We start from the raw sequence: 21,627 nt of genomic DNA, 5'->3' as shown, positions 1-21,627 counted from the left end.
CACCGGACGCCGAACGCGGCCACGCGGCCACGACCCCCATCCCACACCGGTCACGCAGGGTCACCGCGTTCGCCCCAGCTCCACCTCAGATACGTGCATTCGCAACCTGGTTTAGACCACTCCATCCCCCAGACGCTCTAAAGTGATAGACGTGACACGTCGAGCAAAAATCGTTGCGACCCTTGGCCCCGCCACCTCGAGCCCGGAGACCCTCCGGCGCCTCGTCGACGCGGGCCTCGACGTCGCCCGTCTGAACCTCAGCCACGGAACCCACGACGACCACCGCGCGAGCCTCGCCAACCTCAGGCAGGCCGCGGCGGACGCCAACCGAGCAGTGGGGGTCCTCGCGGACCTCCAAGGACCCAAGATCCGCGTGGGAACCTTCCCCGACGGACCCGTCGAACTCGCCGCCGGAGACGAGTTCACCATCACCATCGAAGACGTGCCCGGCGACCGCCAGCGCGTCTCCACCACCTACAAGGGGCTCCCCGGCGACGTCCGCCCCGGCGACCGCGTCCTCATCGACGACGGCCGTGTCGTGCTGGAGTGCACCAAGACCACCAGCACCGACATCCAGACCCGCGTCATCTTCGGCGGCACCGTCTCCAACCACAAGGGGCTCAACCTCCCCGGAGTCGCCGTCAGCGTGCCCGCCCTCACCGACAAGGACGAGGCCGACCTGCGCTGGGCCCTCGCCCAGGGCGTCGACATGGTGGCCCTCTCCTTCGTCCGCAGCCCCGCGGACGCCGAGGAGTGCCACCGCATCATGGACGAGGAGGGCGTCACCGTCCCCCTCATCGCCAAGATCGAGAAGCCCCAGGCGGTCGAGCGCCTCCAGGACATCATCGAGGTCTTCGACGGCGTCATGGTCGCCCGCGGCGACCTCGGCGTCGAACTGCCCCTCGAGAACGTCCCGATGGTGCAGAAGCGCGCCATCGAACGCTGCCGCGACAAGGCCAAGCCGGTCATCGTCGCCACGCAGATGCTCGAGTCCATGATCAGCGCGCCCCGCCCCACCCGGGCCGAGGCCTCCGACGTCGCCAACGCCGTCCTCGACGGCGCCGACGCCGTCATGCTCTCCGGCGAGACCAGCGTCGGCCAGTACCCCATCGAGACCGTCGAGACCATGGCGCGCATCGTCAGCGCCGCCGAGCAGGAGTCCCTGCGCGCCTCGCACATCCTCAACCGGGTGCCGGAGACCACCGGCGGGGCCATCGCCCGCGCCGCCGCGGAGATCGGCGCCACCGTCGGCGCCAAGGCCCTGGTCGCCTTCACCATGTCCGGTGAGACCGCCCGGCGCCTGGCCCGCTACCGTTCACCCATCCCGCTCATGGCCTTCACCACCGAGGCCGAGACCCGGGGCACGCTTTCCCTGACCTGGGGCACCGAGTGCAACCTGGTCCCGTGGGTCGACAACACCGACGACATGGTCCGCCAGGTCGAGACCGAACTCCTCCAGATCGGCGACTACCACAAGGGTGACAAGGTCGTCATCGTCGCTGGTAGCCCGCCCGGAACCACCGGTTCCACCAACTCCCTGCGTGTCCACCGACTCGGCGACGCCGTCGCCCTCGGTGCCGGCTGAACCAGCTGACGCGTGAACGGGCGCCCCGGACGGGCGCCACCTGACGGGCCGCATCAGGTCCGGCCCGGGGGAAGGCGTACTGAGCCGCGCCGACCTCTCCGGGCCGACCGGTGCGGCCGATGTCGTGTCAGGGGAGGGGACCACGAGGAGCGCGGGGGAGCGCGGGACGATCCCCGCTACTCCTGGTTGGAGGAGACCCCGCCCTCGAACGTCACCCGGTCCAACGGCATGTCCCACGGCAGCAGGTTCCAGGGGCTCCTCGGGTCCTCGTCCAACAGACCCAGCGCCACCCACACGCGGTCGGCGTCCGGCCGGTCGGACTCCGCGGGGGCACCGTCCACACCCTTGTCGGGCCAGAGCAGGTACCCGGCGTGGAAGGCCGTGCACAACTGCCCCCACGACGAGTAGCGGCGCTGGAGGTCGGAGGCCACCCGCCGCAGCAGCGTCTGCGTCTCCACCGGGCTCAGCCAGTCAAGGGTCGCCCCACCGCACACCAGCCGGATGACGTGCACCGACTTCCACCACTGGTAGGCGCCGATGATCACCGTCTCGTCGCCCTCGGCCACACCCGTGACCGCACGCAACCGGGCCACCTGCTCCGGGGACAGTTCCACCGTCTCGCCGGTGTCCAGACCGCCCTGGTCCAGGGGCAGCCGCGACCGGGCCGTACCCGTGCGCAGGTCCACCGCCAGGTCCAGGCTCGGCCCCTGGTGCAGACCGGCCAACAGGGTGTCCACCGCGGCCAGCAGCGACTCACGGTCCACCACCGACCACTGGCGCTCCAGCATCCGCCGGTAGCGGCGGCGCAGACTCGGCCGCGCCACCACGTCCCAGGGCTCGGCCAGCGCCACCCGGAAGGGGGCCGCCGCCGCGGCGGCCCACCGCTCGGTGCTCAACGGGGCGTCGGGGGACTTGGTGCGGATCGTGGGCGACTCACGCGACCCCACCACCAGCTCGGCGAAGGAACCCGCCGCCAGGACCGCCAGCGGCAGGAACGACCAGCCGGGCAGGTCCACCGCGACGAGCAGGACCGCCAGCAGGGCCACCGGGGTCCACAACCACGGCTGCCGACGCCGGGAACCCCAGGCCACCACGACCCAGGCCCCGATCACCAGCGCGCCGATCACCCCGGCCACCGCGGTCAACAACCGTCGCCCCTCTCTCGCTGCGAGCCCCTTCCGACAGGGCTTTCCGCCATCCAGGATCAGGGACGCGACGGCTTCCAGGCGACCGAACCCACGGGTTGTGCTCAGGTTGTGGCCGTGATGTGACCGGTTCAGCCAGCTTGTAGCTACATAAAATGACAAAAGGCCTATTTAGGGTCGAATGGGTCGGGTAGTTACAGAGGTTCTGGCCAGTCTGTCCCGACCCGGCCAGAACCCCCGCGACAACCGCCGAAAACCCCTAGCCCAGGGCCTCCACGACCACCTCGGTCGCCTCCGCGACCAACGCGTCGTCATATTCCGCGTCCTCGACGTCACGGCTCGACAGCACGGCCAGCACGATCGGGTCGCCCTCGCCCCCCTCCGGCCACAGCACCGCGATGTCGTTGCGCGTCCCGTGACCGCCACCACCGGTCTTGTCGCCCACGACCCAGCCCTCCGGCACACCCGCACGGATCAGATCGTCACCCGTCGTGTTCCGCACCAGCAGATCCACCAGCACCTCACGGCGGTCCTCCGGCAGAACCTCACCCAGGGTGAACGCCTCCAGGGTCCCCGCCAGGGCCTCCGGGGTGCTGGTGTCGCGCTCGTCACCCGGAACGGCCTCGTTGAGCTCCGGCTCCCACCGCACCGGGTTGGTCACCTCGTCGCCGGTCAACTCCTTCAGCGCGGCACCGAACCCCTCCGGGCCGCCGATCTCCTCCAACAACAGGTTCGCCGCCGCGTTGTCGCTGAACCGCACCGTCGCGTCGCACAGCTCCAACAACGACATCCCCGACTCCAGGTTCTCCTCCACCACCGGCGAGTGCGGCACCAGCACGCTCTCGTCGAAGGTCACCACCCGCTCCATCTCCTCCAACGAGTTCTCCGACAACACCACCCCCGCCAACAACGCCTTGAACGTCGAGGCGAACGCGAACCGCTCACCCTCCTGGAACGCCACCTCCTCGCCCGAACCCGTGTCCAACGCGTACACACCCAACCGGGCGTCGAACTCCTCCTCCAGGGCCTCGAACTCCGCCGCGAAGTCCACCGTCACCGAGGCCGACTCCGCGGGGACCCCCGCATCCCCACCGCCCTCGGCCGCGCCACACCCCACCACGGGCACCAACGCCACCGACGCAACGAAACCGCGCCACCACACACCGCGCACAGCAAAGCTCACGAAAGCCCCCAAAAGAACAGGAATCAGAAGAGAGGCGAGCCAGAACCGGCCCGCCCCCGCAGTCTCACCAACCACCACCCATGCTGTCCAAGACACAAACAGCCACACCCATGCTCTTTCGACATAACCTCAGACCATGGACCTCGTCGGAGCCTGCACCGCCTTCATCCACGTCAGCGACCGAGGCAGCTTCACCCTCGGAGCCGCCGCCGCGCGCATCCCCCAACCCGTCGCCAGCCGCCGCATCGCCGCCCTCGAACGACACCTCGGGGCCGCCCTCTTCGACCGCACCACACGACGCGCCACCCTCACCCAGTTCGGCCACACCGTCCTGCCCACCGCACGGCGCCTCGTCGACCTCGCCCACACCCTCGAACACGACGCGGCCCAGGCCCGCCGCACACCCCTGCGCCTCGCCGTCCCCACCACCTGCACCACCCACGACCTCGCCCACCTCACCGCCCAGGCCCGCCACCACGACCTCCACCTCGACCCCCACCCCGCACCACCCGCCCAACGCGAGGAACTCCTCCACACCCGACAGGTCCGCACCGCCATCACCGCCGTCCCACCCGACCGCGCGCACTGGACCGTCCCCCTCGGCCTCGCCACCCACCACCCGCCCCACGCCAACACCCACTACCTCGAAACCCTCCGCCCCCACCGCGACGACACCACCCCGCCCCGCCGCCTCTGGATCCAGCCCGAGGACGACACCCCCCACATCCGCGACCCGCTCACCCACACCGGCGACACCATCGGCCTCCAACCCACCCAGATCACCCGCGCCACCACCCTCACCACCGCCACCGCCGAAGTCCTCACCACCGACGACCTCCTCCTCTGCTCACCCCGCCAGGCGGACGACCTCAACCTCCACTGGCGCCCCATCGGAGAGATCCGACCCACCCGCTGCTACACCGCCACCGGAGAACAGTCCGAGACCCTCCGCACACACCTCCACCCACACATCGCCCAATGCCTCGGAGCCACCCCGTGATCACCCAACGACTCCAGACCGAACTCGAACAGGCCGGACTCCAGGCCTCCCTCCTCGTCCGCGACCTCAACACCGGCCACGAGATCGGCATCGAACCCGACACCGAGTACGCCACCGCCTCCCTCGTCAAGATCCCCCTCGCCCTGGCCACCCTCGAACGCCTCCAGCAGGGCGAACTCGACGGCACCACCCCCGTCCGCGTCGAACCCGGCGGCCCCACCACCGGACCCATCGGCCTCGGCCGCTTCCGCCACCCCGCCACCGTCGCGGTCGACGACCTCATCTACCTCGCCATGTGCCTCAGCGACAACGTCGCCGCCGACACCCTCTTCGACCTCACCCCGCCCACCCGGGTCACGAAGACCCTCCGCGCCCACGGCGTCCACGGCATCACCGTCCGCCACCGCGTCCGCGACCTCAACGAGACGCCCGCCGAACGCCTCGCCCCCGACGAGACCCACCTCGCCCACACCCTCGCCATCCAGGCGGCCAGCGCCGGACGCGGACACCGCATCCCCCAACTCGACGTCACCCGTGCCAACTCCGGTTCCGCCCGCGCCCACGTCGACCTCCTCCAGGCCCTGTGGAAACCCACCACCATCCACCCGGACACCGCCGCCCGCCTGCGCTCCCTCATGGCCGACAACGTCATCCGCCACCGCCTCGCCCCCGAGTTCAGCACCGACGCCAGCACCTGGTCCTCCAAGACCGGCAGCGTCCTCAACCACCGCCACGAGGTCGGCGTCGTCGAACACAAGGGCGGCGAGGCCTACGCCATCGCCGCCCTCACCGCCTCCTCCGTCCCGGCCCGCCACCAACCCGCCGCCGAAGCCCTCATCGGACGCGCCGCACGCACCCTCCGCGACCACCTCCGCGCCACCTGACCAGACCCGAAACTGACGTGCCGTAGAAACACAACAGACCAGCTCAGACGTAGCGTTGAGGCATGCTCACACAGATCGCCATCCACTCCGTGACCGTGCTCGACCAGGACGAGGCCCTCGACTTCTACGTCGGCAAACTCGGCTTCGAGGTCGGAGACGACGTCGACATGGGGTTCATGCGGTGGCTCACCATCACCCTGCCCGCCGACCCGGACCGCCACATCCTCCTGGAGGTGCCCTCCCAGGACGAGAACGGCGCCAAGGTCCGCGAACTCCTCACCCAGGGCGCCCTCGGCGTCGCCGCCATCATCAACACCGACGACTGCCGGGCCACCTACGACACCCTGCGCGCACGCGGGGTCGAGTTCACCGAGGAACCGACCGAGCAGCCCTACGGCATCGACTGCGCCCTGCGCGACCCCTTCGGCAACCACCTCCGCATCACCCAGCCCACACCGATGCAGGAGATCACCGAGGAGGATCTCAGGCGCTGGCGGGGCGAGGAGTAGGCCACACCCGCCCGCGCCCACCGCGCGGGCGTCTCAGTACTTGGGCCCCACGAACGCGTCCATCCGCGCCACCGCGTCCCGCTGTGACACCGACACCACGTGCTTGTCGCGGCGGCTTCCGTTGCCCTTGATGGTGTGGACCCTCCAGGGGACGCCCAGCAGGTCCAGGGCGTCGGTGAACAGCCCGGTGATGTCGGCGGAGACGTTGGTGAAGTGGTAGCGCGGGTACTCGTAGTGCTTCACTCCACCGTCGGGCAGGGGCCTTCTGATCCGGTTGAGCACCCGGCTGCCGTCGGAGTGCACCAGCCCCCGCACGAACTCCTCGGGATGCTCCTCGACAATGGTCCGCTGCCAGGGCTCCAGGGCGATGGTGCGGTCGTGCTTCTTGCCCGGCCCGTGCTGGGGGAACAGGCACGGCCAGTGCTTCCAGTTGCTGTGCACTTCCGTGCAGCCCGTGGAGGGGACACGGGAGACCTTGTGGTCGGGACGGATGGCAGCCATGCTCCCTGCGCAGAGCTCGATGAGACCCGGCCAGGTGTCCGAGCACATCACCCGTAGCCGCCAGACCTTCTTCGCGGGATCTCCTGCCGGGGTGAGGCACCCGTCCCCGAGGTAGAGGCCCAGCAGGTAGCCGTACGCGTCTGGCCGCCTGGGCGAGCCGGGTATCGGCTCGCAGCGAGGGCAGAGATCAGTGTCGGTGTACCTGTCCACGAGGGAACGATCGAGTGTCCACGCCCGCAGGGTGGAACGGTTGATTCCCATCCGACGGCCGACCTCCGCGTAGGAGATCCCGGAGTCAATGAGGGAGACGGCCTCGCGCCTGACATGCGGTGAGTACATACGGTGCATGTTCGCTCACGCTTCGGACATTTTCGGGCGCAGGGCGTCCGCCAACAGAAAAGCCACCCGCGAGGGTGGCTACTGGTGCCCCGAGTGGGATTCGAACCCACACTTTATGGTGTTTGAGACCATTGGCTCTGCCTGTTGGCCTATCGGGGCCTTTGGGTTGTTGGTTCTGCTTGTCCGGTTTGCCTGTTCGGCGTCCCGGGGGCATCGCTCCGTCAACGGTGGAGTCACGATTGACGCGCATTGCCGGGGCCAACGGTCAGCATACTAGCGGATCTCGGTAACCTCGTGTACGTGACGAGGACGCAGAGCCGTGTGGTGATCGCGGAAGACGAGGCCCTGATTCGCCTGGATCTCAAGGAGATGCTCGAAGAGGACGGTTACGCCGTCGTCGGGGAGGCGGGCGATGGTGAGGCCGCCATCCGGCTTGCCCAGGAGCTCAAACCCGACCTGGTGATCACCGACATCAAGATGCCGGTGCTCGACGGCCTCTCGGCCGCCGAGCGGATCGCCGGGGAGCGCATCGCCCCGGTCGTGATCCTGACCGCCTTCTCCCAGCGGGAGCTGGTGGAGCGGGCCCGCGAGGCCGGAGCGATGGCCTACCTGGTCAAGCCGTTCAGCAAGTCGGACCTGGTTCCGGCGATCGAGATGGCCACCTCGCGCTACGCCGAGCTGGCCGCGCTGGAGGCCGAGGTCAGCAGCCTCCAGGATCGCCTGGAGACCCGCAAGCTCGTGGAGCAGGCGAAGGGTCTGCTCCAGACCCGCCACGGGATGAGTGAGCCCGAGGCGTTCCGCTGGATCCAGAAGAACTCCATGGACCGTCGGCTGACCATGCGCAAGGTCGCTGAGACGGTCGTCGAGACGCTCGGGGGACAGTCCTCCTAACGGACCGACCCCCGCCGCGCTGAACCGGGGCCGCACCCGACCGGGTGCGGCCCCTTCCTGTGTCCAGGGGGCACCGGGCCCGGGAAAGCCTACAGATCGGCAGGTTGCGGCTCCGGAACGTGGACATGTGTTCAGCGTCAACGCGTATCTCGTACCAGTTTGATCTCGCTTGCGCACAATGGGGTGACGGTTGGGTCACGTGGCTTAAGCGGCACTGAATGACCGGCATAAATCGGGCTAAACTCACCGCACCGAACAGCTAAAGGACAGCGGCCCCCGAATGCCTCCCATCCGGGTGCCGTCAACCTCAGATGCGCAAGGAGCGCGCGTGCGCACACGCCTCGTGACCGTGTTGCTCGCCCTGATCACCGCATTCCTGGTGATCCCCGGGGCAGCGGCGACGGCAGACGAACAGGGCGGTGAGTCGCTGCACGGTCAGATCGGTCAGCCGGACGACCGGGACCAGGGTGTCGAGGGCATCCTGATCACGGTCTTCCAGGGTGATGACGAGATCGATGCGGTGGAAACCGACTCTGATGGAATGTGGGAAGTGGAGTTGCCCGGACCGGGTGACTACCGCCTAGTGGTGGACCAGGAGTCCGTCCCCAGCGAGTTCGCCGTACGCGAGACGAGCCTCATCGTCGAGGGTGAGGCCGAGGTCGAGGTCGAACCGAACCAGCAGCGGCTGCTCCTCATCGGGTTGGAACTCCCCGGCGGACCGGCGGACCAGGACGAGAGCTCCCCCTCTCCGGACGCCGAGGCGACCGAGGACGCGGAGGAGGACACGGCCTCCGAGGACGAGGCGGTCGCGGTCGAGGGCGTCAGCGGCGGGTTCGGTGAGCGCTTCGCGCAGCTCACCGCGGCCGGTCTGCTGTTCGGCCTGGTCATCGCGATCTCCGCGATCGGCCTCTCCCTGATCTTCGGTACGACGCAGGTCATCAACTTCTCGCACGGTGACATGGTCACCTTCGGCGCGATGATGGCCCTGCTGTTCAGTACCGGCGCCGCGGGACTGGGCAACTCCCTGCTGGTGATCTTCGCCGGTCTGGGTGCCGCCGTCCTGGTGGGCGCCTTCCTGGAGGACCGGTTCAACCGGACGACGCTGATCATCCTCCAGTGGTCCTCCGTCATCGGCGGTATCGCGCTGGCGACGCTCATGGGCCTGTTCGGTCTCGACCCCGGCTGGCAGGTGCCACTGTGGGTGGCGGCCGGTATCGCGGTGGTCATGGGCGGTGTGCTGGGCAGCACCATGGAGCGCTACCTGTGGCGCCCGCTGCGCAGGCGCAACGTCGCCCTGATCCAGATGTTCATCGTCTCCATCGGTCTGGCCCTGGTGCTGCGGCACGTGCTGCTGGTGCTCTTCGGCGCCAACCGGCAGCGGTACGCCGGGTACCAGGTGCAGGAGCTGGTGCACATCGGCCCGATCTCGATGCCCCCGCGCGACCTGGTGATCATGGGTGTCGCGGTCGTGGTCCTGGTGCTGGTGGCCTGCATGCTCCAGTTCACCCGCATCGGCAAGGCGATGCGCGCGGTCTCGGACAACCGGGACCTGGCGGAGTCGTCGGGTATCGACGTGGACCGGGTGACGCTGTACGTGTGGTTCCTCGGCGGCGGTCTGGCGTCCCTGGGCGGCGTGCTCTTCGGCCTCAACCAGGTCGTGGACTACGAGATGGGCTTCCGTCTGCTGCTGCTCATGTTCGCCGCGGTGATCCTGGGCGGTCTGGGCACGGCCTACGGCGCGATGGTCGGCGGTGTCGCCGTGGGTCTGGTGGCGATGCTGTCCACCCTGTGGTTCCCCGCACAGCTCATGCAAGCGTGGGCTCTGGCCCTGATGATCCTCATGCTGCTGATCAGGCCCCAGGGTCTGCTCGGTCGGCGCGAGCGGGTCGGCTAGGAGAGGTAGACGATGGATATTTTCTTGATCCTCGCCGAGTCCGCCCGATCCGCGGTGGGACCGGTGGCCGCGATCTACGCGCTGGCCGCGATCGGCCTGAACATGCACTTCGGCTACGCCGGGCTGCTGAACTTCGGCCAGGTCGGCTTCATGCTGGTGGGCGCCTACGGCGTGGGTATCAGCGTCGCGGTGTTCGAGTTGCCGTTGCTGGTCGGGTTCCTGGTGGGCCTGGCCTGTGCGGTGGTGCTGGCGCTGTTGCTGGGTGTTCCGACGCTCCGGTTGCGGGCGGACTACCTGTCGATCACGACGATCGCCGCGGCCGAGGTGCTGCGGTTGGTGTACCGAGCGGGCTTCGCGGAGCCGCTGACCAACGGTGTGTACGGGTTGCAGAACCTGTCGACGGAGTTCCGTGAGTGGAACCTGGCGCTGGGGCTGTTCGACCCGGCCGAACGCTACGGGATCGGTTCGTTCTCGTTCAGCGGCAGCCACATGTGGCTGATGACGGTCACGTGGGGTCTGGTGGCGCTCATGGCGGCGCTGACCTGGGTGCTGATCCACAGCCCGTGGGGGCGTGTGGTGAAGGGCATCCGCGAGGACGAGGACGCGGTGCGCAGCCTCGGCAAGAACGTGTTCGCGTACAAGATGCAGGCGCTGGTCCTGGGCGGCCTGATCGGTTCGCTGGCCGGTTGCATGATGGCGGTGCACCAGGGCGCGATCGCGCCGGACCAGTTCAAGCCGCAGGTGACGTTCTTCCTGTGGGTGATCCTGCTGTTGGGCGGTGCGGGCCGTGTGCTCGGTCCGATCGTGGGTTCGATGGTGTTCTGGTTCCTGATGAACTTCACGGACAAGTTGCTGCGTGGCCTGGGCAGTGAGGGTTACCTCCCGTTCCTGTCGGGTCCGGACTTCGGTGCGATCCAGCTGGCGTTCGTCGGTGTGTTGCTGGTGCTGCTGATCGTCTTCCGGCCGCAGGGTCTGATCGGTGACCGCAAGGAGATGTTGATCAATGTCAAGTGACGAGGTGATCGGCTCCGAGGCGGGTGCCGAGGTCGACCGGATGGCCGGGGCGGTCCCGGAGCCGGGTTCGGCCAAGCAGGACCCGATCCTGGTGGCGGACGGGGTGAAGCGTTCGTTCGGTGGTCTGACCGCCGTGGACGTGGAGCACCTGGAGGTGCAGCGGGGGACGATCACGGCGCTGATCGGTCCGAACGGCGCGGGCAAGTCCACGCTGTTCAACCTGTTGACGGGGTTCGACCGGGTCGACGGCGGTGAGTGGTCGTTCGAGGGTCGTGGGATCAACGGCCGTCGCGGTCACCAGGTGGCGCGGGCCGGGATGGTGCGGACCTTCCAGCTGACCAAGGCGCTCACGCGGATGACGGTGCTCGACAACATGTTGTTGGGCGCTCCCGGTCAGACGGGTGAGCGGATGGCGGGTGCGTTCCTGCGTCCGGTGTGGGGCCGTCAGGAGAAGGCCAACACCGCGAGGGCGTTGGAGTTGTTGGAGCGGTTCAAGCTGATCGACAAGCGCCGGGACATGGCGGGCGCGTTGTCGGGCGGTCAGCGCAAGCTGCTGGAGATGGCGCGCGCGCTGATGACCGATCCGAGCATGATCATGCTGGACGAGCCGATGGCGGGTGTGAACCCGGCGTTGGTGCAGTCGCTCCTGCACCACATCACGTCGTTGCGTGACGAGGGCAAGACGGTCCTGTTCGTGGAGCACGACATGGACGTGATCATGGGGATCAGTGACTGGATCGTGGTGTTGGCGCAGGGTCAGGTGATCGCGGAGGGCCGTCCTTCGGACATCCGGTCCAACCAGCAGGTGATCGACGCCTACCTGGGTGCCCAGGACGTGGAGGGCGAGGACCAGGGGAGTGGCGATGAGTGAGGGGAACGACGGGATCCGTCCGGAGCCGGAGGAGGTTCCGGCCGTGGCCGAGGAGGCCGCCGCCGTGCAGGAGCACCGTGAGGAGGTCCTGGAGCAGGCGCGGGCGGAGGCTCTGGAGGTGGGTGGTCCGGACGACTACCTGCTGTTGGCCAGGGACCTGGTCGCCGGCTACGTGCCCGGGGTGAACATCCTGAACGGGTGCACGCTGACCCTCACCGAGGGTGAGGTGGTGGCGATCATCGGGCCGAACGGTGCGGGCAAGTCGACGCTGATCAAGACGATCTTCGGGTTGATCCCGGTGCGTGAGGGCGGTCTGACGCTGCGGGGTTCGAGTATCGCGGGGTTGGCGGCGCACTCGTTGGTGGAGCGGGGCGTGGGTTACGTCCCGCAGACGCGCAACGTGTTCCCGTCGCTGACGATCGAGGAGAACCTCCAGATGGGGGCGTTCCTGCGGCCGAAGTCGTTCTCGGAGCGGTTCGAGGTGGTGGCGGGGCTGTTCCCGCTGCTGGCGGACCGGCGCCGGGCGAAGGCGGGTTCGCTGTCGGGCGGTCAGCGGCAGATGGTGGCCATGGGTCGGGCGCTGATGATGGACCCGTCGGTGCTGTTGTTGGACGAGCCGACCGCCGGGTTGTCCCCGATCTACCAGGAGGAGGTCTTCCAGCGGGTGAAGGAGGTCAACGCCGCGGGGGTCTCGGTGATCATGGTGGAGCAGAACGCGCGGAGGTGCCTCCAGATCTGTGACCGGGGGTACGTGTTGGACCAGGGCCGGAACGCGTACACGGGTTCGGGCCGGGACCTGCTGAACGATCCGAACGTGATCGAGCTGTACCTGGGGACGCTCGCGAAGGGCTGATCCGGGCGTGTGTGGGGGGCGGGACCCGTCGTGGGTCCCGCCCCCTCGTCGTGTTCCGGGTCCGGTGCGGGGTCAGTCGTTGGTGAACTCGACGTACTCCAGGATCTCGTAGCCGTTCTCACCGAAGTGGAAGACCTCGAAGGTGGCGGAGGTGGGGTCGCCGTTGTCGTCGAGGTCGATCTTGCCGCTCATGCCCTGGTAGTCGATGGGTTGACCGTCGTCGAGGAGGTCGCGGCACTGCTCGAAGGTGGTGCACTCGGTGCCGTCGGGGCGGGTGACCTCGCCGACGTGGTCGACGTACTGGGCGGGGTCGGTGGAGCCCGCGGACTCGGCGGCGAGGGCGATGGCGGTGACGCAGTCGAAGATGTGCGGTGCGAACTGGAAGGCGTCGAGTTCGGGGTCGAAGGCGCGTAGGTCCTCGTTGAACCGCGGGTTGTTGGCGCTGGGTGCGACGCCGGTGGTGCCGGTGACCGCGTCGGTGGAGGCGGCGCCGATGGTCGCCTCCAGGTCGGGGTCGTTGAGGCCGTCGGTGAGGTAGAACTGGCTCTCGGTGCCGCTCTCGATGAGGGCGGCCATGAGCTGGGTGCCCTCCTGGAAGGAGATGAGGGCGACGGCGTCGGCTCCGGAGGTGGCGGCGGTGCTGACGACGGCGCCGAAGTTGGTGGCGTCGGGGTCGTAGGTCTCGGCGAGGACGACGTTGGCGCCGAGGGCGTTGAGTTCGGCCTCGACGGCGTTGAGGTAGCCGTTGCCGTAGTCGTCGGCTCGGGCGATGACGGCGACGTCGAGGTGGCCGTCGTCGACGATGCGCTGGGCGAGGACGGGTCCGGCGAGGAGGTCGCTGGGGGCGGTGCGGAAGAAGTATCCGTTGTCGTCGACGCGGGTGAGGTCGGGGGCGGTGCTGGAGCCGGAGCACTGGGCGATCCCGGCGCCGGTGATGGTGGCGTAGCTGGCCTGGGTCATGACGGAGGCGGCGGCGCCGATGACGGCGTTGACGTCGGCGGAGACGAGGTCGTTGGCGGCCTGTTGGGCCTGTGCGGCGTCTCCGGCCTCGTCGGCCACGACGGGTGGCGGGACCTGGGCGCCGAGGATGCCGCCGGCGGAGTTGATCTCGTCGATGGCGTACTCGACGGCGGCGGTCTGGGGGCGGCCGAGGAAGCTGAGGCTGCCGGTCTGGGGGTAGAGGAGTCCGAAGGTGAACGCGGTGTCGTCCTCGGTGTCGTCACCGAGGTCGAGGGTGTCGCCGCAGCCGGTGAGCGTGAGGCTGAGGGCGAGGGCGGCCGCTGGGAGGGCGAGGGACCGGTGGGTGGGCATGGCGTGGTCGTCCGTTCGAGTGGCGTGTGGTGTGGTGCCGTGCGGCCGCCCGGTCCGTGTACGACGAGGCACGGCGCGCGGGGTGGCGGCCGTGCCGGGGTCTCGCGGTGGTCGTGTCCAGACGGGTCCGGGGGTGCGGGGCTGGTGCCCCGCACCCCCGGACGGTTCGCTCGGTGTGTGGAGGATGGTGCCCCTCACTCACGGACGCTGTGGTCCGTGGTGGGGGACGGGGTCATCCGTCGTCACTCGTTGACGGAGTACTCCTCGAAGCCGAGGGTCTCGTAGCCCTCGTCACCGAAGTGGAAGACCTCGAAGGTGGCGGAGGTGGGGTCGCCGTTGTCGTCGAAGTCGATGTTGCCGCTGGTGCCCTGGAAGTCGATCTCCTCGCCGTCGTTGAGGAGGTCGCGGCACTCCTCGAAGCTGCCGCACTCGGTGCCGTCGGGGCGGCTGATCTCCGGGAGGTGCTCGACGTAGTCGGCGGGGGAGACGGATCCGGCGGACTCGGCGGCCAGGGCGATCGCGGTGACGCAGTCGAAGACCTGGGGGGCGAACTGGAAGACGTCGAGTTCGGAGTCGAAGGCGCGCAGACCCTCGTTGAACTCGGGGTTGTCCGCGCCGGGGGCGACACCGGTGACGCCGGTGACGACGTCGGGGTCGTCGGCGTTGACGGTGGTGCCGAGCTCGGGGTCGTTGAGGCCGTCGGTGATGTAGAGCTGGTCGCCCTCGATGCCGGACTCGATGAGTTCGGCGATGACCTGGGCGCCCTCCTGGAAGGAGATCAGGGCGACGGCGTCGGGCTCGGCTCCGGAGACGGCGTTGACGACGGAGTCGAAGTTGGTGGCGTCGGGGTCGTAGTTCTCGGTCGCGACGACGTTCGCTCCGAGGGCTTCGAGCTCGGCCTCCACGGCGCTGCGGTAGCCGTCGCCGTAGTCGTCGGCGCGGGCGACGACGGCGATGTCGAAGGCGCCGTCGTCCACCATCTGGCGGGCCAGGACCGGACCCGAGAGGAGGTCGCTGGGGGCGGTGCGGAAGAAGTAGCCGTTGTCGTCGATCTCGCTGAGGTCGGGGGCGGTGTTGGAGCCGGAGCACTGGACGATGCTGGCGGCGGTGACGGTGTCGTAGCTGGCCTGCGTCATCGCGGAGGCCGCGGCGCCGATGACGGCGTTGACGTCGGCGGAGACGAGGTCGTTGGCGGCCTGGTTGGCCTGGGCGGCGTCTCCGGCCTCGTCGGCCTCGACGATGGCGGGGACGTCGGTGCCGAGGATGCCGCCGGCCGCGTTGATCTCCTCGATGGCGTACTGGGCGGCGGTGATCTGGGGCGGGCCGAGGAAGGCGAGGCTGCCGGTCTGCGGGTAGAGGATGCCGAAGGTGAACTCCTCGCCGGAGCCGTCGCCTCCGTCCGCGCTGCCGCCGTCTCCGTTGCCACACGCGGTGAGCCCAAGAACGAGGGCCGCGGTTGCGGCAGTGAGGCTCAGGAACTTCTTGCTTGCCATGTTCGTGGTCACTCCGTTCAACCGGCTGGTCTGCGCAGCCGTGCCGATAGCGCTTATGCGTCCTGTTGCCCGTTATGTGTGGCATGACTTAATCAGGAGCGTTAGCGGAGCTTAATCCGGTATCGGGTTCCGGTGGAAGCTGCGGGGAGCGGTTGCGTCTCAGTCGCCTTCTGCTCGTTATGACTCTGTAGCCGTGTGGCGGGGCGTGACTGGACGGACGCCGGGTGTGGTGGGGGTTGGGGTGGCCGGTTGTCGCGGCGCGGGGGTGCGGGGGTGTCGGTTCGTCCAGCGTTCGCGCCCGGGCGGAGGCGTTAGGCGGGCTTCACTCCAGGCGGAGGCGCACCTAAAGGGCGGGGCGGGGTGCCGGGGCGCCCCGCCCCGGACCGCTACTGGGGGGCGTCGCGCAGCATGCAGGTGAGGCGGGAGGTGCAGACCTTGTGGCCCTGGTCGTCGGTGATGGTGATGTCCCAGGTGGCGAGGGTGCGGCCCAGGTGGACCGGGGTGGCCACCCCGGTGACGTGTCCCTCGGTGGCCGAGCGGTGGTGGGTCGCGTTGATCTCGATGCCCACGGCGACGCGCCCGAACCCCTGGGCGTGGACGGTGGAGCCGATGGACCCCAGGGTCTCCGCGAGCACGCACGAGGCGCCGCCGTGCAGCAGCCCGAAGGGCTGGCGGTTGCCCTCGACCGGCATGCGGCCCACGACGCGCTCGGCGGAGGCCTCGGTGATCTCGATGCCCATCCTGTCGACCAGGCCGTCGGAGAGCGCCCCGGAGTCCAGGAGTTCGCGCATTCCCTCGGCGTCAGTGGTCATGGTGTTGCCTTCCGATCCGGTCAGGTGGCCCCGTAACCGGTCGAACCGACCGGTGCGGGGAGGTGTTCCCGTGGTGATGGCCGCGGGGTGTCCGTAGCGCATCCTAGGATTCGTTCTGTGGTGACCAAGCGAGAGACCCCTGAACAGACATCCCAGGCCGACGGCGGGCGCGCCCGGCTGCTCCTCCTGGACGGCCACTCGATGGCCTTCCGCGCGTTCTTCGCGCTCCCCGTGGAGAAGTTCGGTACCAGCACCGGGCAGTCCACGAACGCGGTGTACGGCTTCGCCTCCATGCTGGTGAAGCTGCTGCGCGACGAGGAGCCCACGCACGTCGCGGTGGCGTGGGACCTGTCCGGCCCCACCTTCAGGGACGAGGAGTACGACGGCTACAAGGGCGGCCGGTCGGAGACCCCTCCGGAGTTCCCCTCCCAGGTTCCGCTGACCCAGGACCTGATGCGGCTGATCGGTGTCGCCAACCTGTCGGCGCCCGGCTTCGAGGCCGACGACGTGATCGCCACGCTCGCGCACCAGGGCGGTGAGGCGGGCATGGAGGTGCTGATCGCCTCCGGTGACCGGGACGCCTTCCAGCTGGTGACCGAGGACTGCACGGTGCTGTACCCGGGCAAGAGCCTGTCCGACATGCGCCGGATGGACCCGGAGGCGGTGGAGGACAAGTACGGGGTCACCCCGGAGCGGTACCGCGACCTCGCCGCCCTGGTGGGGGAGAAGGCCGACAACCTCCCCGGGGTCCCCGGGGTGGGCCCCAAGACCGCCGCCAAGTGGATCACCAAGTTCGGTTCCCTGGAGGAACTGGTGGCCCGGGCGGACGAGGTCCCGGGCAAGGCCGGGCAGAACTTCCGCGACCACCTGGACGACGTGCTCCGCAACCAGCGGCTCAACAAGCTGGTCACCGACGTGGAGCTGGACACCGGGGTGCGGGAGCTGGGCCTGGGCGAGGCCGACCGCGCGGGGGTCGACGCGCTCTTCGACAACCTGGAGTTCGCCTCCAACCTGCGCGAGCGCCTGTACGCGGTGATCCGCGCGGGTGAGAGCGAGGAGCCCACGGAGGACGGAGGGGCCGTCGAGGGCTTCACCGTGGACGTGACGGTGGCGGCCACCGGCGGGGTGGCGGCCTGGATCACCGAGCACGCCTCCGCCGAGGCGCTCACGGAGCGGGCCCCGGCGGGGCTGGCGATCGACGGCGCCTGGGGCGCGGGGACCGGGCGGGTGGACGCGCTCGCCGTCACCGTTCCGAGCGGGGCCTCGCTGTTCGTGGACCCCGCGGTGCTGGACGCCGACGACACCGAGGCTCTGGCGGCCTTCCTGGCCGACGCCGGACGGCCCAAGGCCGTGCACGAGTACAAGGGCGCACTGCTCGCGCTGGGCGCGCACGGCTGGGACCTGAACGGGGTGATCAGCGACACCGCGCTGGCGGCCTACCTGGCGCAGCCGGGGCAGCGCCGGTTCGACCTCGCGGACCTGTGCCGCAAGTACCTGGGCCGGGAGCTGGAGGAGGACACCGACGGCGCCCAGATGACCCTGGACCTGGGGGAGGAGGGCGGCAGCGGACGCGGGCACGGCCTCGCCGTGCGGGCCGCCGCCACCCGGGACCTGGCGGGTGTGCTCGCCGCGGAGCTGGACAAGAGGGGCGGCACCCACCTGCTGGCCGAGGTGGAGCTGCCGCTGGTGGACGTGCTGGCGCGGTTGGAGCGCGCCGGGATCGCCGCGGACCGCGAGTACCTGGAGGGTCTCCAGGGGGAGTTCGCCTCGGCGGCGCGCGGCGCGGTGGAGCGGGCGCACGAGATCGTGGGCCGGGAGTTCAACCTGGGTTCGCCCAAGCAGTTGCAGCAGGTGCTGTTCGAGGACCTGGAGCTGCCCCGGACCAAGAAGATCAAGACGGGCTACACGACCGACGCGGACGCGCTGGCGTGGCTGGCGGAGCGGACCGAGAACGAGCTGCCGGGCGTGCTGCTGCACCACCGGGACCAGACGAAGCTGCGTACGACGGTCGAGGGCCTGATCAAGACGGTCGCCGACGACGGGCGCATCCACACCACGTTCAACCAGACGGTGGCCGCGACGGGGCGGCTGAGCTCCACGGAGCCCAACCTCCAGAACATCCCGGTGCGCACGGACGTGGGTCGGCGGATCCGGCGCGCGTTCGTGGTCGGTGAGGGCTACGAGGAACTGCTCACGGCGGACTACAGCCAGATCGAGCTGCGCATCATGGCGCACCTGTCGGGCGAACAGGCGCTGATCGACGCGTTCAACAGCGGGTACGACTTCCACGCGCACATGGCGGCCCAGGTCTTCGACATCGGGGTGGAGGAGGTCGACGGCGAGGCGCGGTCCAGGATCAAGGCGATGAGCTACGGACTGGCGTACGGGCTGAGCGCCTACGGCCTGTCCCAGCAGCTGGGGATCACCCCGGACGAGGCGAAGAGGCTGATGGAGGACTACTTCGCCAGCTTCGGCGGGGTGCGCGACTACCTGAACCGGGTCGTGGACGAGGCCCGCAAGGTGGGGTACACGGAGACGATCCTGGGGCGCCGCCGCTACCTGCCCGACCTGACGAGCGACAACCGTCAGCGGCGTGAGATGGCGGAGCGGATGGCGTTGAACGCGCCGATCCAGGGTTCGGCCGCCGACATCATCAAGGTGGCGATGCTCCAGGTGGACGCGGCGCTCACCGAGGGCGGGTTCCGCTCCCGGGTGCTCCTCCAGGTGCACGACGAGCTCGTGGTGGAGGTCGCCCCGGGAGAGCGCGAGGCGGTCGAAAACCTCGTGACGCACGAGATGGGCTCCGCCTATGCTCTGCGTGTTCCGCTGGGCGTCTCGGTCGGCAGCGGGCAGAACTGGCACGACGCCGCGCACTAGGGCGCGGCGCTGAACTCGGAGGTGGGGACGGTGGCGGGGCAGGAAGAGACCACGGGTGGTCTGGCCGTGGGGCCCGTGACCGTCCCCGCCGACGCGTTGACGTGGCGGTTCTCGCGGTCCTCGGGGCCGGGCGGGCAGCACGTGAACACGTCGGACACCCGGGTGTCGCTGTCGTTGGACGTGGCGTCCTGCCGGGCGCTGGGAGCGACGCGTCGGGCCCGTGCCCTGGAACGGCTGTCGGGGCGCCTGGTGGACGGGGTGCTGACGGTGTCGGCGCAGACGCACCGTTCGCAGGTGCGCAACCGGGTCGAGGCGAGGGAGCGGCTGGCGGCGATCCTCGCGGAGGCGATCGCGCCCCCGCCGCCGGAGCGGCGCGGCACGCGGCCGAGCCGGGCGTCCAAGCGGCGTCGGCTGGAGGCCAAGCGTCGGCGGAGTGACGTGAAGAAGTCGCGTTCGCGGCCTCCGATGGACTGACGGACGTCCGGAGAAGCACGTGATTCGGACTTTTTTCCGGACGTCCCGCCCCCGCCCCGCCGGAGTGGCGCGCGGGGCGCGTCAGCCCCTGGCAGACATGGCCGGGGGCCTAGTTGATCTTCCCCACCCGGCTCGGGTAAATTGCGGCCACGACAGCCTTGTACGGTGCCCTCTCCCCGGATTCCGATTGACCTGCGCGCTCTCGTCTCATATTCTGGCGTCAGCGTTGTGGGTTCGTGCGGGCGTCCGCTGTCTCCGGTAGGGGGCAGGAGGGTTGCACCGCTTCGGTCTCCACTCTGGACCGGCGGCTGGCGGTCACGGACGGCTCGTTCCGTACATGTGACCTTCGCTTCTTACTTCTGGACTGCGGATCGACGGGCTCGAACCTGCGGCGTGCCCATTTCCTGTTCCTGTCCGTATCCGGAGTCCACCCACAAATGACGAGCAGCACCGAGGCCACCTCGACACCCCAGGTAGCGGTCAACGACATCGGGTCCGAGGAAGCCTTCCTCGCGGCGATCGACGAGACCATCAAGTACTTCAACGACGGTGACATCGTCGAGGGCACCATCGTGAAGGTCGATCGAGACGAGGTCTTGCTCGACATCGGCTACAAGACCGAGGGTGTCATCCCCTCTCGGGAACTGTCGATCAAGCACGACGTCGACCCCGGTGAGGTCGTTGCCGTCGGCGACCAGGTCGAAGCCCTCGTTCTCCAGAAGGAGGACAAGGAAGGCCGTCTGATCCTGTCCAAGAAGCGCGCTCAGTACGAGCGGGCCTGGGGCACGATCGAGAAGATCAAGGAAGAGGACGGCGTCGTCACCGGCACCGTCATCGAGGTCGTCAAGGGTGGTCTCATCCTCGACATCGGCCTCCGCGGCTTCCTTCCGGCGTCCCTGGTCGAGATGCGTCGCGTCCGCGACCTTCAGCCCTACGTCGGCCGCGAGCTCGAGGCGAAGATCATCGAGCTGGACAAGAACCGCAACAACGTGGTCCTGTCCCGTCGCGCCTGGCTGGAGCAGACCCAGTCCGAGGTCCGTCAGACGTTCCTCAACACCCTCCAGAAGGGCCAGATCCGCAAGGGCGTCGTCTCCTCGATCGTCAACTTCGGTGCCTTCGTGGACCTGGGTGGCGTCGACGGCCTGGTGCACGTCTCCGAGCTGTCCTGGAAGCACATCGACCACCCGAGCGAGGTTGTCGAGGTCGGCCAGGAGGTCACCGTCGAGGTTCTCGACGTGGACATGGAGCGCGAGCGCGTCTCCCTGTCGCTCAAGGCGACCCAGGAAGACCCGTGGCAGCAGTTCGCCCGGACCCACCAGATCGGTCAGGTCGTTCCCGGCAAGGTCACCAAGCTCGTCCCGTTCGGTGCGTTCGTGCGCGTCGAGGAGGGCATCGAGGGCCTGGTCCACATCTCCGAGCTGGCCGAGCGCCACGTCGAGGTGCCGGAGCAGGTCGTCCAGGTCGGCACCGAGATCTTCGTCAAGATCATCGACATCGACCTCGACCGCCGTCGCATCAGCCTCTCGCTGAAGCAGGCCAACGAGAGCGTCTCGCCCGACCAGGTGGACTTCGACCCCACCCTGTACGGCATGGCCGCCGACTACGACGAGCAGGGCAACTACAAGTACCCCGAGGGCTTCGACGCGGACAGCGGCGAGTGGCTCGAGGGCTTCGAGGCCCAGCGCGACGAGTGGGAGCGCAGCTACGCCGAGGCGCAGGCCCGCTTCGAGGCTCACCGCAAGCAGGTCGAGGAGGCGCGTGCGGCCGAGGCCGACGCCGCCAACGCCCCTGCTCCGGAGGAGGACGAGGAGGACTACACCGGTGGTGCGCAGAGCGCCGGCGGTTCGTCGTCCAGCTCGGACTCCACCAGCGGCGCGCTCGCCTCTGACGAGGCTCTGGCCGCCCTCCGCGAGAAGCTCGCGGGCGGCGAGGCCTGAGGGTCTCCTCGCCGGGCTCCGGCCCGAGTGACGGTTTAGCGAAGGGCCGTCCCC

The 21,627-nt window shown here is 69.1% G+C and carries 18 protein-coding genes and 1 tRNA gene; 12 read left to right on the top strand and 7 right to left on the bottom strand.

What is annotated here, in order from left to right:
- The first annotated feature begins 151 nt into the window (after positions 1-151).
- A complete protein-coding gene (gene pyk / locus AC0VYM_RS20015) occupies positions 152-1,585 on the top strand; it encodes a pyruvate kinase (protein ID WP_475454428.1) in 1,434 nt (477 codons plus the stop codon).
- Positions 1,586-1,761: 176 nt separating this feature from the next.
- On the opposite strand, the gene AC0VYM_RS20010 is transcribed toward pyk, so the two are convergent.
- Together AC0VYM_RS20010 and bla are read right to left on the bottom strand one after the other, a co-directional pair.
- The gene (locus AC0VYM_RS20010; protein ID WP_475454426.1) at positions 1,762-2,733 is read right to left on the bottom strand and encodes a DUF1266 domain-containing protein; all 972 of its coding nucleotides are present in this window, start codon (positions 2,731-2,733) and stop codon (positions 1,762-1,764) included.
- A 256-nt stretch (positions 2,734-2,989) separates the two neighbouring features.
- Entirely contained in the window at positions 2,990-3,913 is a 924-nt protein-coding gene (gene bla, locus AC0VYM_RS20005; protein ID WP_475454424.1) for a class A beta-lactamase, read from the bottom strand.
- 136 nt (positions 3,914-4,049) lie between these two features.
- Here bla and AC0VYM_RS20000 point away from each other — a divergent pair, with 136 nt between their 5' ends.
- The 3 genes from AC0VYM_RS20000 (at position 4,050) to AC0VYM_RS19990 (ending at position 6,306) form a co-directional block, all read left to right on the top strand.
- Complete coding sequence (locus tag AC0VYM_RS20000) at positions 4,050-4,913, top strand: LysR family transcriptional regulator (protein ID WP_475454422.1); 864 nt, start codon at positions 4,050-4,052, stop codon at positions 4,911-4,913.
- Entirely contained in the window at positions 4,910-5,797 is an 888-nt protein-coding gene (locus tag AC0VYM_RS19995) for a serine hydrolase (protein ID WP_475454420.1), read from the top strand. Before AC0VYM_RS20000 ends, AC0VYM_RS19995 begins: the two co-directional genes overlap by 4 nt.
- Before the next feature lie 62 nt (positions 5,798-5,859).
- Positions 5,860-6,306 carry a VOC family protein gene (locus AC0VYM_RS19990; protein WP_475454418.1) on the top strand — a complete coding sequence of 149 codons (447 nt, stop codon included), beginning with the start codon at positions 5,860-5,862 and terminating at the stop codon, positions 6,304-6,306.
- Between the two features lie 33 nt (positions 6,307-6,339).
- On the opposite strand, the gene AC0VYM_RS19985 is transcribed toward AC0VYM_RS19990, so the two are convergent.
- Both AC0VYM_RS19985 and AC0VYM_RS19980 read right to left on the bottom strand, forming a co-directional pair.
- On the bottom strand, positions 6,340-7,146 hold the full coding sequence (locus AC0VYM_RS19985) for a transposase (protein WP_475454416.1): 807 nt from the start codon (positions 7,144-7,146) through the stop codon (positions 6,340-6,342).
- A gap of 82 nt (positions 7,147-7,228) precedes the next feature.
- Positions 7,229-7,305, bottom strand: a tRNA-Leu gene (locus AC0VYM_RS19980).
- Between the two features lie 162 nt (positions 7,306-7,467).
- Between AC0VYM_RS19980 and AC0VYM_RS19975 the strand changes: the two genes are divergently transcribed.
- From AC0VYM_RS19975 to AC0VYM_RS19955, 5 genes are all read left to right on the top strand, one after another.
- The gene (locus tag AC0VYM_RS19975) at positions 7,468-8,037 is read left to right on the top strand and encodes an ANTAR domain-containing response regulator (RefSeq protein ID WP_475463126.1); all 570 of its coding nucleotides are present in this window, start codon (positions 7,468-7,470) and stop codon (positions 8,035-8,037) included.
- Positions 8,038-8,365: 328 nt separating this feature from the next.
- On the top strand, positions 8,366-9,931 hold the full coding sequence (locus AC0VYM_RS19970; protein WP_475454414.1) for a branched-chain amino acid ABC transporter permease: 1,566 nt from the start codon (positions 8,366-8,368) through the stop codon (positions 9,929-9,931).
- Between the two features lie 12 nt (positions 9,932-9,943).
- The gene (locus tag AC0VYM_RS19965; RefSeq protein WP_475454412.1) at positions 9,944-10,945 is read left to right on the top strand and encodes a branched-chain amino acid ABC transporter permease; all 1,002 of its coding nucleotides are present in this window, start codon (positions 9,944-9,946) and stop codon (positions 10,943-10,945) included.
- Entirely contained in the window at positions 10,935-11,816 is an 882-nt protein-coding gene (locus AC0VYM_RS19960; protein ID WP_475454410.1) for an ABC transporter ATP-binding protein, read from the top strand. The genes AC0VYM_RS19965 and AC0VYM_RS19960 overlap by 11 nt, the downstream gene beginning before the upstream one ends.
- Positions 11,809-12,669: an ABC transporter ATP-binding protein gene (locus AC0VYM_RS19955; protein ID WP_378741548.1), complete on the top strand. Its 861-nt coding sequence runs from the start codon at positions 11,809-11,811 to the stop codon at positions 12,667-12,669. The genes AC0VYM_RS19960 and AC0VYM_RS19955 overlap by 8 nt, the downstream gene beginning before the upstream one ends.
- Before the next feature lie 72 nt (positions 12,670-12,741).
- Here the strand turns inward: AC0VYM_RS19955 and AC0VYM_RS19950 are convergent, their stop codons facing one another.
- From AC0VYM_RS19950 to AC0VYM_RS19940, 3 genes are all read right to left on the bottom strand, one after another.
- Positions 12,742-13,980 carry an ABC transporter substrate-binding protein gene (locus AC0VYM_RS19950; RefSeq protein ID WP_475454407.1) on the bottom strand — a complete coding sequence of 413 codons (1,239 nt, stop codon included), beginning with the start codon at positions 13,978-13,980 and terminating at the stop codon, positions 12,742-12,744.
- A 242-nt stretch (positions 13,981-14,222) separates the two neighbouring features.
- Positions 14,223-15,473 (bottom strand): ABC transporter substrate-binding protein, encoded by a 1,251-nt coding sequence (locus AC0VYM_RS19945; RefSeq protein WP_475454405.1) that lies wholly within the window; start codon positions 15,471-15,473, stop codon positions 14,223-14,225.
- Positions 15,474-15,859: 386 nt separating this feature from the next.
- Positions 15,860-16,285 (bottom strand): PaaI family thioesterase, encoded by a 426-nt coding sequence (locus AC0VYM_RS19940; protein ID WP_475454403.1) that lies wholly within the window; start codon positions 16,283-16,285, stop codon positions 15,860-15,862.
- 117 nt (positions 16,286-16,402) lie between these two features.
- Between AC0VYM_RS19940 and polA the strand changes: the two genes are divergently transcribed.
- The 3 genes from polA to rpsA all read left to right on the top strand — a co-directional run bounded on the left by polA (position 16,403) and on the right by rpsA (position 21,573).
- Complete coding sequence (gene polA / locus AC0VYM_RS19935) at positions 16,403-19,162, top strand: DNA polymerase I (RefSeq protein WP_475454401.1); 2,760 nt, start codon at positions 16,403-16,405, stop codon at positions 19,160-19,162.
- A 30-nt stretch (positions 19,163-19,192) separates the two neighbouring features.
- Positions 19,193-19,636 carry an alternative ribosome rescue aminoacyl-tRNA hydrolase ArfB gene (arfB, locus tag AC0VYM_RS19930; protein ID WP_475454399.1) on the top strand — a complete coding sequence of 148 codons (444 nt, stop codon included), beginning with the start codon at positions 19,193-19,195 and terminating at the stop codon, positions 19,634-19,636.
- Positions 19,637-20,073: 437 nt separating this feature from the next.
- Positions 20,074-21,573, top strand: coding sequence for a 30S ribosomal protein S1 (gene rpsA / locus AC0VYM_RS19925; protein WP_475454397.1), 1,500 nt, complete (start codon positions 20,074-20,076; stop codon positions 21,571-21,573).
- Positions 21,574-21,627: the final 54 nt, after the last annotated feature.

Source organism: Nocardiopsis sp. iso_237, from assembly GCF_056173345.1.
This window is presented reverse-complemented; position numbering and strand designations above follow the sequence as displayed.

Coding starts and splice junctions, on each gene's coding strand:
- AC0VYM_RS19955 (WP_378741548.1), top strand. CDS start 11,809: ATGAGTGAGGGGAACGACGGGATCCGTCCGGAGCCGGAGGAGGTTCCG.
- AC0VYM_RS19940 (WP_475454403.1), bottom strand. CDS start 16,285: ATGACCACTGACGCCGAGGGAATGCGCGAACTCCTGGACTCCGGGGCG.
- AC0VYM_RS19960 (WP_475454410.1), top strand. CDS start 10,935: ATGTCAAGTGACGAGGTGATCGGCTCCGAGGCGGGTGCCGAGGTCGAC.
- AC0VYM_RS19990 (WP_475454418.1), top strand. CDS start 5,860: ATGCTCACACAGATCGCCATCCACTCCGTGACCGTGCTCGACCAGGAC.
- AC0VYM_RS19985 (WP_475454416.1), bottom strand. CDS start 7,146: ATGTACTCACCGCATGTCAGGCGCGAGGCCGTCTCCCTCATTGACTCC.
- AC0VYM_RS19950 (WP_475454407.1), bottom strand. CDS start 13,980: ATGCCCACCCACCGGTCCCTCGCCCTCCCAGCGGCCGCCCTCGCCCTC.
- rpsA (WP_475454397.1), top strand. CDS start 20,074: ATGACGAGCAGCACCGAGGCCACCTCGACACCCCAGGTAGCGGTCAAC.
- AC0VYM_RS19965 (WP_475454412.1), top strand. CDS start 9,944: ATGGATATTTTCTTGATCCTCGCCGAGTCCGCCCGATCCGCGGTGGGA.
- AC0VYM_RS20000 (WP_475454422.1), top strand. CDS start 4,050: ATGGACCTCGTCGGAGCCTGCACCGCCTTCATCCACGTCAGCGACCGA.
- AC0VYM_RS19945 (WP_475454405.1), bottom strand. CDS start 15,473: ATGGCAAGCAAGAAGTTCCTGAGCCTCACTGCCGCAACCGCGGCCCTC.